The organism is Chelonobacter oris (assembly GCF_000772535.1).
GTDB classification, from domain to species: domain Bacteria; phylum Pseudomonadota; class Gammaproteobacteria; order Enterobacterales; family Pasteurellaceae; genus Chelonobacter; species Chelonobacter oris.
This window is the reverse complement of sequence record NZ_JSUM01000017.1, coordinates 1-12,295: the sequence shown is the minus strand read 5'-3', so window position 1 is coordinate 12,295 and position 12,295 is coordinate 1. Positions and strand designations below refer to the sequence as shown.

General features: G+C 44.7%; 9 protein-coding genes. 4 read left to right on the top strand and 5 right to left on the bottom strand.

Annotation, left to right across the window (positions count from 1 at the left end; genetic code table 11):
* Positions 1 to 26: 26 nt before the first annotated feature.
* The gene (gene mutS / locus OA57_RS11005; RefSeq protein ID WP_034617834.1) at positions 27 to 2,630 is read left to right on the top strand and encodes a DNA mismatch repair protein MutS; all 2,604 of its coding nucleotides are present in this window, start codon (positions 27 to 29) and stop codon (positions 2,628 to 2,630) included.
* Positions 2,631 to 2,668: 38 nt separating this feature from the next.
* On the opposite strand, the gene OA57_RS11000 is transcribed toward mutS, so the two are convergent.
* A complete protein-coding gene (locus tag OA57_RS11000) occupies positions 2,669 to 2,896 on the bottom strand; it encodes a DUF2892 domain-containing protein (protein ID WP_034617773.1) in 228 nt (75 codons plus the stop codon).
* A gap of 227 nt (positions 2,897 to 3,123) precedes the next feature.
* Positions 3,124 to 4,044 carry a recombination-associated protein RdgC gene (gene rdgC, locus OA57_RS10995; RefSeq protein WP_034617770.1) on the bottom strand — a complete coding sequence of 307 codons (921 nt, stop codon included), beginning with the start codon at positions 4,042 to 4,044 and terminating at the stop codon, positions 3,124 to 3,126.
* Between the two features lie 75 nt (positions 4,045 to 4,119).
* Between rdgC and proC the strand changes: the two genes are divergently transcribed.
* The 3 genes from proC (at position 4,120) to clpB (ending at position 8,789) form a co-directional block, all read left to right on the top strand.
* On the top strand, positions 4,120 to 4,935 hold the full coding sequence (gene proC / locus OA57_RS10990; RefSeq protein ID WP_034617767.1) for a pyrroline-5-carboxylate reductase: 816 nt from the start codon (positions 4,120 to 4,122) through the stop codon (positions 4,933 to 4,935).
* Complete coding sequence (locus OA57_RS10985; RefSeq protein WP_052122481.1) at positions 4,935 to 6,101, top strand: 3-phenylpropionate MFS transporter; 1,167 nt, start codon at positions 4,935 to 4,937, stop codon at positions 6,099 to 6,101. Before proC ends, OA57_RS10985 begins: the two co-directional genes overlap by 1 nt.
* A gap of 105 nt (positions 6,102 to 6,206) precedes the next feature.
* Positions 6,207 to 8,789 carry an ATP-dependent chaperone ClpB gene (gene clpB, locus OA57_RS10980; RefSeq protein ID WP_034617764.1) on the top strand — a complete coding sequence of 861 codons (2,583 nt, stop codon included), beginning with the start codon at positions 6,207 to 6,209 and terminating at the stop codon, positions 8,787 to 8,789.
* 244 nt (positions 8,790 to 9,033) lie between these two features.
* On the opposite strand, the gene OA57_RS10975 is transcribed toward clpB, so the two are convergent.
* Genes OA57_RS10975 through OA57_RS10965 form a run of 3 tightly spaced genes read right to left on the bottom strand, consistent with a single transcriptional unit; the run spans position 9,034 to position 11,776 of the window.
* Positions 9,034 to 10,338, bottom strand: coding sequence for a TRAP transporter large permease (locus OA57_RS10975; protein WP_034617761.1), 1,305 nt, complete (start codon positions 10,336 to 10,338; stop codon positions 9,034 to 9,036).
* Positions 10,328 to 10,792 carry a TRAP transporter small permease gene (locus OA57_RS10970; RefSeq protein ID WP_034617757.1) on the bottom strand — a complete coding sequence of 155 codons (465 nt, stop codon included), beginning with the start codon at positions 10,790 to 10,792 and terminating at the stop codon, positions 10,328 to 10,330. The genes OA57_RS10975 and OA57_RS10970 overlap by 11 nt, the downstream gene beginning before the upstream one ends.
* Before the next feature lie 15 nt (positions 10,793 to 10,807).
* The gene (locus OA57_RS10965; protein WP_034617754.1) at positions 10,808 to 11,776 is read right to left on the bottom strand and encodes a TRAP transporter substrate-binding protein; all 969 of its coding nucleotides are present in this window, start codon (positions 11,774 to 11,776) and stop codon (positions 10,808 to 10,810) included.
* Between the last annotated feature and the right edge of the window lie 519 nt (positions 11,777 to 12,295).

Genomic DNA, 12,295 nt, shown 5'->3' with positions numbered 1-12,295 from the left:
TTCTTTTTTATCCGTTAGGTAGCCCGATGACAGATTCATGTGACCGCCATTTTTCCGACCACACGCCGATGATGCAGCAATATCTGCGCCTGAAAGCTGAAAATCCCGATATTTTGCTGTTTTACCGAATGGGGGATTTTTATGAACTGTTTTATGACGATGCCAAAAGAGCGGCGCAGCTGCTGGATATTTCGCTGACCAAGCGCGGCAGTTCCGCCGGACAGCCGATTCCGATGGCCGGTGTGCCGTACCATGCGGTCGAAGGCTATTTGGCAAAACTGGTGCGACTGGGCGAATCGGTGGCGATTTGCGAACAGGTCGGCGATCCGTCAAGCGGTAAAGGCCCTGTAGAGCGGCAAGTGGTGCGGATTGTCACGCCAGGTACGGTCAGTGATGAAGCGCTTTTACCGGAACGGCAAGACAACCTGATTGCGGCAGTTTATCAAAGTAAAACACGATTTGCATTGGCAACGCTGGATATGGCGTCCGGTCGTTTCCAAATCAGCGAACATGACGACAAAACCACCCTACAAGCCGAATTGCAGCGGATGTCGATCGCCGAGCTGCTGTATGACGAAGAATTTGCCGACACGGCGATCTTGGAACATTGCCGTAGTCTGCGCCGCCGTCCGATTTGGGAATTCGAACTCAATACCGCACGTCAACTGCTAAACCGCCAATTCGGCACGCAGAATCTCAACGCTTTTGGGGTGGAAAACGCCACCCTCGGACTGTGTGCCGCCGGTTGTTTGCTGCATTATGCCCGCGAAACCCAGCGAACCGCACTTCCGCATATCAATGCGATCAGTTTGGTGCAAAACAGTGATTTTATCATCTTGGATGCGGCGACCCGCCGTAATCTGGAGCTGACGCAAAATCTGGCGGGCGGCACCGAATATACGCTGGCATGGATATTGGATCACTGTGTGACCCCAATGGGCAGCCGATTGCTGAAGCGCTGGATTCACCAACCGATTTGCGATGTGCGGCAGATTCAACAACGGCAAACCGCCATTCAAGCGATTTTACAGCACGATATGGTTGCCGATCTGCAACCGTTGCTGCGCCAAATCGGTGATATGGAGCGAATTTTGGCGCGTGTGGCGCTGCGTTCGGCACGACCGCGCGATTTAACCCGATTGCGCACCGCACTTGAACAGATTCCGCTGTTAAAAAACAACTTACTGCAAAGCCGAACGGCACCGTTAACCGCACTTTGCCGGCTGATTGACGATTTTTCCGCCTTATGCGAATTGTTGCAAAATGCACTGGTTGAAACGCCTCCGCTATTGATTCGTGACGGCGGCGTGATTGCCGAAGGTTATCATGCCGAATTGGACGAATGGCGTGAACTGTCCGTCGGTGCTACCCGTTTTTTAGAGGAACTGGAGATGCGCGAACGGCAGGCGACCGGCATCGACACCTTGAAAATCGGCTTTAATGCGGTACACGGTTATTACATTCAAATCAGCCGCGGACAGGCGGATCGTGCACCGATTCACTATGTCCGCCGTCAAACTCTGAAAAATGCCGAACGTTATATTATTCCCGAATTGAAAACGTATGAAGACAAAGTGCTGAAAGCCAAAGGCGCTGCGCTGGCATTGGAAAAACAGCTGTATGATGAACTGTTTGAACGCTTGTTGCCGCAATTGGCGGCGCTACAACTGGCGGCGCTGACGCTGGCGCAGCTCGATGTCTTCGCCAATCTGGCGGAACGGGCGCAAACGCTGAATTACAGCCGCCCGACATTTAGCGAGACGATCGGCATTGATATCCGCCACGGACGCCACCCTGTCGTAGAACAGGTTATGCATGATCCGTTTATCGCCAACCCGTTGCAGCTCAACCGACAGCGCCATCTTTTGATTGTAACCGGGCCGAATATGGGGGGTAAAAGTACCTATATGCGCCAAACGGCGCTGATCGTGCTGATGGCGTATATCGGCAGTTTCGTACCGGCGGAAAGTGCGGTAATCGGGCCGATTGATCGAATTTTTACCCGTATCGGCGCATCTGATGATTTGGCTTCCGGCCGTTCCACGTTTATGGTGGAGATGACCGAAATGGCGAATATTCTGCATCAAGCCGAGGAAAAAAGTTTGGTGCTGATTGATGAAATCGGGCGCGGCACATCAACCTACGACGGATTAGCATTGGCGTGGGCGTGTGCCGAATGGCTGGCGAACAAGCTGGGTTCACTCACTCTGTTTGCCACCCACTATTTTGAATTGACGGTGCTGCCGCAGCAGTTCGAGGGCGTGTTCAACGTACATTTGGATGCACTGGAACACAATGATACCATTGCTTTTATGCATTCGGTACAAGACGGTGCGGCCAGTAAAAGCTACGGCTTGGCGGTGGCGGCACTGGCCGGCGTGCCGAAAGCGGTGTTAAAACTGGCGAAACAGAAACTCAGTCAATTGGAACGGCTTTCGCAACAAAGCGGTGATCAAAAATTACAACAATTGCGCGAATTGAATCAGGTACAGGCGGCGTTGCCGCTGGTGGAAGAAGACGAAGGAAAAAGTGCGGTTTGGCAAATGCTGCAACAGCTTGATCCGGACGATTTGACCCCGAAACAGGCATTGACTTATTTGTATCAGTTGAAAACGCTGGTCAAAGCATAACCCGTCACAGTTGCGCAAATTGAGCGCTGCCGCCACGGCTAATCGGAACAATTTTTTGAGACGGGCGGTTTTATGCCCAATTTTGCAATCAGATAGCTACATGAGCAAAAGCCGATCAAGCCGCTGGTCACCATGTTCAAACCGGTGACCAGACTGAGTAATAACCAAAGCGAACTGACAAACAGCGGACTGTTGTCCAACCCTAACAACAGGGAAAGCAAGATAGACAGTCCTCGAATCAAATTGACCAATTGCCAATATGCCATAATCAACCTTTAACGCGTTATTTTAACGGTGAAAATAAAAAAGTGCGCTGAGTATAGCGTAAAACGGTTTATAAGAAATGTGATTAATGTCATTATTTTTTTATAAAAAATTTAACGGCTTATTTTTTAAGCCGAATAAGATTCAAAAATTAGCGCAAAGGGCAATCTTTGCAATATTTGCCCTTTTTCTTGTATTTCTTACAGCACTTGCTTTTTTTACCCATCGGTTACAATTGTTCCGCCAATGACAACTGCTCACCGCCAAACGCATCAAGCAGGCGCTCGCTCAATTGCGCCAAAATACCGGTCATCAGGATAAAATCGGCATCAAAACGTTGGGCATAATCTTCTTTCAAAATATCGTCGTTCTTCTCACGCACGTTATCGGCGAATTTCAGGCGTTTCAGGCTGCCGTCCTGCTGAAAAACAAAACTCAGATGCGCTTCCCATTCCAGCGCCAGTTTACTGATCTGCTTGCCGGCAGCGAAATGGTTTTGCATTTCGTCACTGTCCAAGGCTTGCTGTTTGCAACGGATCACGGCTTCATCGGTAGTGGATATCAGCTCGGCTTCGTCAAGTGCGGTCAGCCATGACGGCAAGGTGTCGTTGGCGATCCAGTCGGTCATCACCGCACTTGGATCATTGGCGAATGCCAACGGCACCACCGGCAGCGAGCCGAGCGATTTGCGCAGCAATGCCAGAGTCTCTTCCGCCCGTTTCGCCGAAGCGGCGTTCAGATAAATCAGATCGTTGACCGAGTCGATCCAAAGTGCGGTTTGCTGTTTTTTGCTGAAAGCGCGCGGCAACAGTTCATTGATCACGTCATCTTTCAGGGTTTGTTTCTCTACTTTGCTCAACTTACGCCGTTCTTTTTCTTCTAAAGCGTCAATCCGCTCGTCCAATGCCTGTTTGACTACATGCGACGGCAATATTTTTTCCTCTTTTTGTGCCAGCAGTAAAATCTGCCCATTGACGCAAAAATACAGCAGATCGCTGTCTTTTAATGGTTTTGCCCAACCAAACTTACTCTGATCATGGCTGCCGCACGGAAAAAACGCCTGATTCGGCAAGGCGGCATCCAGCGTCGGTGTTGTCCAGTCCAGTTTTTTACTCAAGCGGTAAGCCATACTATTTTTAAACCAATACATAAATCTGCGTTCCTGCTTTTCCTGAATCGATGTAGAATGAGTCGCATTGTAACTGAATTTGCAAAGGAAAAGCATATGCAACACAAATTAATTGCCTTTATCGGCGCCGGCAATATGACACAGGCCATTATTCATGGCTTGCTCAACAGCGGCTATCCGGCCGGGAATATTGTTGCCAGCAATCCCAGCCCCGCCAAGCTGGAACGGTTGGCGGCATGGGGCGTGCGCACCACACATGACAATCGGGCCGCGGCGGAATCCGCCGAGATGGTGGTGTTGGCGGTGAAGCCACAGTTGATGGCGACCGCTTGCGCCGATATTGCCGATCTGGATTTCAGCCGGAAATTGTTGCTGTCGATTGCCGCCGGTATTTCCGTGCAGCGCCTGACACAGTTATTGCCAAGTGCGGTGGCGGTGATTCGGGTGATGCCGAACACGCCGTCATTACTCTCCGCCGGTATGGCGGGGCTGTTTGCCAATGCCGCCTGCGGTCAGGCAGACCGCTCTTTTGCCGCTGACTTAATGCAGGCGGTGGGGCAGATCTGTTGGCTGGAACAGGAAAGCGACATTAACACGGTGATCGCCGCCTCGGGCAGTAGTCCGGCATACTTTTTCCTGTTTCTGGAAGCGATGCAGCAGCAAATCATCAAGATGGGATTAGACAGCCGCACCGCACGCGAGCTGATTCAACAGGCAATGGCGGGGGCGGCAAAAATGGTAATTGATAATCCGCAAACGGATTTATCGACACTGCGCGAACAGGTGACCTCTAAAGGCGGCACTACGGCGGCGGCGATTGACGTTTTTCAGCAACACAACCTCAATGAAATTATCGCCAAAGCAATGCAGGCGGCGGTAGCCCGAGCACAAGAAATGGAAACCTTATTCTGATGATCAAACTCTCTCCTTTTGTTTGGTTAATTGCCAGTTTTGTCGGCTATTTTGCCGCTTATGGCGTTTTTTTGCCTTATTTGCCGGTGTGGTTAAAGGCGTATCACTATTCCGATGAAACCATCGGCGTTGTGATGGCATTTTCATTTTTGTTTCGCTTCATCGGCAGTATGTTGTTTTCGCAATGGGTCAAACAGCCTTCGGCACTGATTGTTATGCTGCGACTTATCGGCTGGCTCAGTCTGGGCTTGATCTTAGCCATTACCGCCAGTGCGGAAATCGCTTGGCTGGCGATCGTGCTGATCTGGCTGTTTAATGCGGTGTTCGGCGCCGGTATGCCGTTGACCGATGCCTTAGCAAGCAACTGGCAGCGACAAGTCGGGCTGGATTACGGCAAAGCCCGACTTACCGGTTCGCTGGCGTTTATCGGCGCTAATCTGCTTGGCGGTTATATTTTGGGGATTTTCAGCGATCGCAGTATGGTTTGGCTGTTAGCGGCGTTACTGGTTGCTTATGTCGTCATGCAAACGTTGTCGCCGACAGTCTATCCGAGCAATACGGACAATCGCTCGTCGTTGCCGCCAAGTGCGGTCAGCTATAAAACCCTGTTGGCGAACAAGCAGATTGTTGTGCTGTTGACCGTACTTGCATTACTGCAAGGCAGTCATGCCGCTTATTATGCCTACGGCGTTCTGTATTGGGCGGATTTGGGAATTGGGGTGGAATTGAGCGGCTGGCTGTGGGGCATCAGCGTGGCGTCAGAAGTGTTGGTGTTTTTCTTTGCCGGACGTTTGTTAAAAAACAGTACGTTGTATCATTTGCTGATGTTTACTAGCGTTATTGCCGTAATTCGCTGGAGCGCAATGGGCGTAGCGGATCACTTTTGGCAATTCCTATTATTGCAGCCGCTACACGGCATCACGTTTGCGCTCTGCCATTTTGTAACTATCCGCTACATCGCCTCCTGCCCGCCGGATTACATTGCCAAATTGCAAGCATTGTACAACGGCGTTTGCAATTGCCTGAGTGTCGCCCTGTTTATGCTGTTTGCCGGAGCGATTTACCGTATCGAGCCGACCGCAGCATTCTATCTGATGGCGATTCTGGTATTGCCGGCGTTTGTATTATTGCCGCAACTGCGGGGGCTGAAAGCAATAGAACGTTAAGCAGAAAAGAGACGGAATACAGAAAAGTTTAAAAATAAACTTGACTTTTGGAAAAATGCCCTAATTTAATCCTCGTGAACGAAACTATCGTCAGGAGGATTTTTTATGAATATCGAAAAGTTTACCACCAAATTTCAACAAGCGCTTGCCGATGCGCAATCGCTTGCATTGGGCAAAGAACAGCAGTATATCGATCCGCTGCATTTGATGCTGGCCTTGCTTAATCAGCAAGGCGGTTCTATTCAACCGCTGTTGATCGGCTGCGGTATCAATGTTGCCGGGTTAAAACAACAGATCAACAGCGACATTGACCGCTTGGCAAAAGTGGAAGGTAACAGCGGCGATGTACAGATTTCACAAAGTCTGGTGCGTTTGCTGAACCGTTGCGATCAATTGGCACAAAAACGGCAGGATAAATTTATTTCGTCCGAATTGTTTATCTTGGCGGCATTGGAGGATAAGGGCGCGCTCGGCAACAGTTTGCGTCAAAGCGGGCTGAAAGCCGAAACCATTGAGACCGCCATTCAAAAAATGCGAGGAGGAGAGCAAGTGAATGATCAAAATGCAGAAGAATCCCGTCAGGCATTGGAGAAATTTACCATTGATTTAACCGCCAGAGCGGAAAGCGGCAAATTAGATCCGGTTATCGGGCGTGATGAAGAAATTCGGCGTGCTATTCAAGTATTACAACGGCGTACTAAAAACAATCCGGTGCTGATCGGCGAACCGGGTGTGGGCAAAACCGCCATTGTCGAAGGCTTGGCACAGCGGATTGTCAACGGCGAAGTACCGGAAGGCTTGCGCAACAAGCGAGTGTTATCGTTAGACATGGGGGCGTTGATCGCCGGTGCGAAATACCGCGGCGAGTTTGAAGAGCGGTTAAAAGGCGTGCTGAACGAACTGGCAAAAGAAGAAGGTCGGGTGATCCTGTTTATCGATGAAATTCACACCATGGTCGGTGCCGGCAAAAGCGACGGTGCGATGGATGCCGGCAATATGCTGAAACCGGCGTTGGCACGCGGTGAACTACATTGTGTCGGCGCCACTACACTGGACGAATATCGCCAATATATCGAAAAAGATGCCGCACTTGAGCGCCGTTTCCAAAAAGTATTGGTCGATGAGCCGAGCGTAGAAGATACGATTGCGATTTTGCGGGGATTGAAAGAGCGGTATGAAATTCACCATCATGTACAGATTACCGATCCGGCGATTGTCGCAGCCGCAACACTGTCCCACCGCTATATTTCCGATCGTCAGTTACCGGATAAGGCGATTGATTTAATTGATGAAGCGGCGTCCAGTATCCGTATGGAAATCGATTCTAAACCGCAACCGCTCGATCGGCTGGAACGACGGATTATCCAGTTAAAACTGGAACAACAGGCACTGCAAAAAGAAGATGACGATGCCAGCCGTAAACGTTTGCAAATGCTGGAAACCGAACTGGCTGAAAAAGAGCGTGACTATTCCGAATTGGAAGAGGTGTGGAAAAGCGAAAAAGCGGCTCTCTCCGGCACACAGCATATCAAAGCCGAGCTGGATAATGTGCGCACGCAAATGGAACAGGCGCGCCGTGCCAGCGATTTCGCCAAAATGTCGGAGCTGCAATACGGCGTGATTCCGCAGTTGGAGAAACAACTGGAACAGGCGGAAGCCTCCGAAGGCAAAGAAATGACACTGCTGCGTTATCGAGTCACTGATGAAGAGATCGCCGAAGTGTTATCGCGCGCCACCGGAATTCCGGTTTCACGCATGATGGAAGGCGAAAAAGAAAAATTATTGCGGATGGAGCAGGAGTTGCATAAACGGGTTATCGGTCAAAGCGAGGCGGTGGAGGCCGTTGCCAATGCAATCCGTCGCAGCCGTGCCGGACTTGCCGACCCGAATCGCCCGATCGGTTCGTTCCTGTTCCTCGGTCCGACCGGTGTCGGTAAAACCGAACTGTGCAAAACACTGGCGAATTTTATGTTTGACAGCGAAGATGCAATGGTACGGATCGATATGTCGGAATTTATGGAAAAACATTCCGTTTCCCGTCTGGTCGGCGCACCTCCGGGCTATGTCGGCTATGAAGAAGGCGGTTATCTGACCGAGGCGGTGCGCCGCCGTCCATACTCGGTAATTCTGTTGGACGAAGTGGAAAAAGCACACCACGATGTATTCAATATCTTATTGCAGGTATTGGATGACGGCCGCTTGACCGACGGACAGGGAAGAACGGTGGATTTCCGTAATACGGTAGTGATCATGACCTCGAATCTGGGCTCCGATTTGATTCAGGACAATGCGCAGGATTTGGACTACGGCTCAATTAAAGAGCTGGTGATGTCGGTAGTGAGCAGGCACTTCCGCCCGGAATTTATCAACCGCATTGACGAAACGGTGGTATTCCACCCGCTGGACAAAACCAATATTGAAGCAATTGCCTCAATTCAGTTGAATCGTCTGAGCAAACGGATGGAAGCTCACGGTTATCAAATCCAATTCAGCCAAGCGGCATTGGATTTCATCGGCAATGTCGGTTACGACCCGATTTACGGCGCTCGTCCGCTGAAACGCGCGATTCAGCAGGAAATCGAAAATCCGTTGGCGCAACAGATTTTGTCCGGCGCATTATTACCGGGTAAACCCGTTACCGTTGATGTTGTAGATAATCGGGTAGTGGCGACACAAGGAAATATTTAAACCAAAACTATTCCGTTTTAAAAAAAAGGATGGTTTAAACAGGATTGGATTGAATATAATATTGCATCCAATCCTTTATTCTTAGCTAATTTCTAGGATAATATAATACATAATCATGTTCTATTTTTCAAAATGGCAGAAATATGAAATTTATTCTAGTACTCTATTCTATACCTTTACAGTATAAAACATTCAGTTAGTTTCATAACTATTATAAAAGTTATGATGTTATCTAAATAATCTCCTAAATCAAACCTATAATTTTAGGAAGAGCTAAAGATATTGACGGAAAATATGTTATTAACATTATCATTAAGAATAATGCTGAATAAAATGGTATTAATGGTTTAATAATATCTTGTACTTTTACTTTACCTACAGAGCATCCAACAAAAAGAGCTGTGCCGACTGGTGGAGTACATAGTCCAACACAAAGATTTGCTGTCATAATTATCCCAAAATGAATTGTATTAATTCCTAAATCTTGTATGATAGGTAAAAAAATAGGTGCAAAAATAAGAACAGCAGGCGTCATATCCATAAAGACTCCCACTATTAATAATATTATGTTTATAATTAATAATATGATGATGGGGTTTTCAGATATATTCAATAAAAATTCACTTATCATAAAAGGAATATCTGCATTGGTCATGGCCCAAGACATCCCGACTGAAAAACCTATTAACAATAGAATTACACTTGTCATTATGACAGATTCTAGAATTAAATTAGGTAACTCTTTAATAGATATAGTTCTATATATTATTACAGATAGTATAAATGTATATAAAACAGCTATTGCAGATGCTTCAGTCGCAGTAAAAATCCCACCAACTATTCCTCCAACGACAAGAATTATTAACATTAAACTAGGTATTGCCTGCCAAAATATCAATATGGATTTCTTGAGGGTTATTTTATCTTTTATTATAGTATACTGTTCGTTTTTAAAACATATTCCCACAACTAACATTAAAGACAATCCCATCAAAATACCTGGTATATACCCAGCAACAAATAGGGCACCAACAGATACTCCGCCAGCAACAAGAGAATATACGATTAGAACATTAGAGGGAGGAATTAATAGTCCTGTTATACAAGATGAGATATTTACAGCAGCAGATAATCTTTCATCATATCCTTCTTTTTTCTGAATGGGAGCTAAGGTTCCTCCTACTGCTGCAGCTGATGCTGTTGCAGAACCTGATATTGAACCAAACATCATATTTGCTAGAATATTGACATGAAATAATGCTCCAGGTAATCTTCCTATTATTAATCTTGCAAGGTTAATTAACCGAATGGCAATACCACCTTGATTCATAATGTTTCCAGCTAAAATAAAAAATGGTATTGCCAATAAAGCAAAGCTATCAATACCTGTAGCCAATCTTTGCGATACTATAGAAATAGCAGTTTCGAATGGAAACATGATTATCATTGATAAAACTGTAGCAATTCCAATAGAAAAAGAAATTGGGGTTCCAATAAATACCAATATGAAAAAGCTTAAGAATAAAATTATTGCTATACTATTTTCCATATAAAAACCCCTTATATATATCTATAATTATGTAATAAACAATTAATATTGAACTAGCTGGTAGTATAATATAAATATATCCCATGGGTATTCTTAATGCAGGAGAAACTTGCTCACTAAGTAAAACATTTCTTACAAGAAAAATACCACCCCAAGTCAATAGTAAAGAAAAAATTAATATAATAATATTTATAATAAACTGTAGCCTGGACTGATTTATATCTGAAATAAAAGAATTTAAAAGATCTATTGATAAATGGCGTTTTTGCCCAACTGCATAACTAGCACCTAATAAACATATCCATATCATTAAGAATCTAGACAATTCTTCAGTAATTGTACTGGGGGCGCTCAGAATATAACGGCTAATAACTTGCCATATAACACAAAATGTTAATAAAATCATCATTAAGATTAGAATATTAGATATTAGCTTATTTATAAAATTCAACATAACTCCCCCTAATTCTTAAGGTGAAATATTTTCAATCTCATCCAATAGATCAGAATATTTAGAATTTTTTCTATATTCATCATAGATTGGCTGTACAACTTTTCTAAATTCAGATTTATCTGATGCAACTATAACTCCTCCTAAAGAAGAAGCTTGCTCTCTTGCTGAACTCATTTCCTCCGACCAAACTTTTGAATGCCATTGCTCTGAATTCCTCGCAGAATTTAGAACGATAGCTTGTTGCTCTGCTGTTAATTTATTCCAGGTTTTAGTGGATATTACTAAAAAATCAGGAACTGATGTATGCTCATTTTCTGAATAAGTTTTTGTTAGTTCAATGTGTCGAGTATTGACCCAAGTAGGAATATTATTTTCCGCTCCATCTATAATACCCTGCTGTAATGCCGTATAAATTTCATTAAAAGCAACTGGTGTAGGAGATCCGCCCATTAGCTCAACCATTTTTATACTGGTAGGAGATGGTTGTACTCTTATTTTCAATCCTTTCAAGTCTTCCGGTTTATGAATTGGTTTATTTGTGTAAAAACTTCTTGTACCTGTGTCATATGCAGATAATGCAAAAAAGCCTCCACTTTTACTTGATTCCATAATTTTTCGACCAATATCCCCATAAACAACAGCATCATGATGAGCCTTATCACGGAATAGATATGGTAGGCTAAATATAGAATAAATATCATCAAAAGCTTCCAAATTGCTAGAACCTTTTGTTAAGTCTAAACCTCCAGCCAGTAGTAATTCCATTGTTTCTCTGGCATTACCCATTTGGCCATTTCCATAAATTCGAACCTTAATATCTCCATTAGAAAGATTTTCAACTTCTTTTGCGAAGTAATTAAAAGCTTTACTTACTGAGTGATTTCTATCTAAATCATGAGCTAGTTTTAAAGTTGTTGCCGCAAAAATATTACACGATAAAAAAACAGAAGTGGTTATTGTTGCTACTTTTATAAAAAGTGACATAAGGCTTCTCCTTGTCAAACTTTGTGTATTAAGCATACTGACTCAATAGCCAATATACAAAAAAATAATTTCATATCAATAAATTTTGAAATTTAATTTTTAAAAATGTGACATGGATCATATCTATTTAATAGGTACAATGTTGTATTTTCTTCTCAAAATATTTAGAAAAATTTTCCCTAATTCAATATACCCTCAAAAATCAATCATTAATTAATTGTTTTAATTACATATTTCATTTAATAATATAGAGAATATTTTATAGTTCTTTGGCATTCATTTTCTCATCCAGAAAAGTATACAGAATAAAAATATGAAATTTTTATTCTTTGTTCAAGGTGATATAGTAATTTTATAATGGCTGGCTCAGGGACTTAATCCGACCGAACAGGCGGAAAAGGGTGCCAGTGACGGTAAAGATTTGATTATGAAAAGAGATTAAGCCGCCATCATCGGCGACTTAATCTCTGAGGAAATGTTACTTAAATTTATCGGCATAGACTTCAGTGTTAATCCATT

Coding starts and splice junctions, on each gene's coding strand:
- mutS (WP_034617834.1), top strand. CDS start 27: ATGACAGATTCATGTGACCGCCATTTTTCCGACCACACGCCGATGATG.
- OA57_RS11000 (WP_034617773.1), bottom strand. CDS start 2,896: ATGGCATATTGGCAATTGGTCAATTTGATTCGAGGACTGTCTATCTTG.
- rdgC (WP_034617770.1), bottom strand. CDS start 4,044: ATGTATTGGTTTAAAAATAGTATGGCTTACCGCTTGAGTAAAAAACTG.
- proC (WP_034617767.1), top strand. CDS start 4,120: ATGCAACACAAATTAATTGCCTTTATCGGCGCCGGCAATATGACACAG.
- OA57_RS10985 (WP_052122481.1), top strand. CDS start 4,935: ATGATCAAACTCTCTCCTTTTGTTTGGTTAATTGCCAGTTTTGTCGGC.
- clpB (WP_034617764.1), top strand. CDS start 6,207: ATGAATATCGAAAAGTTTACCACCAAATTTCAACAAGCGCTTGCCGAT.
- OA57_RS10975 (WP_034617761.1), bottom strand. CDS start 10,338: ATGGAAAATAGTATAGCAATAATTTTATTCTTAAGCTTTTTCATATTG.
- OA57_RS10970 (WP_034617757.1), bottom strand. CDS start 10,792: ATGTTGAATTTTATAAATAAGCTAATATCTAATATTCTAATCTTAATG.
- OA57_RS10965 (WP_034617754.1), bottom strand. CDS start 11,776: ATGTCACTTTTTATAAAAGTAGCAACAATAACCACTTCTGTTTTTTTA.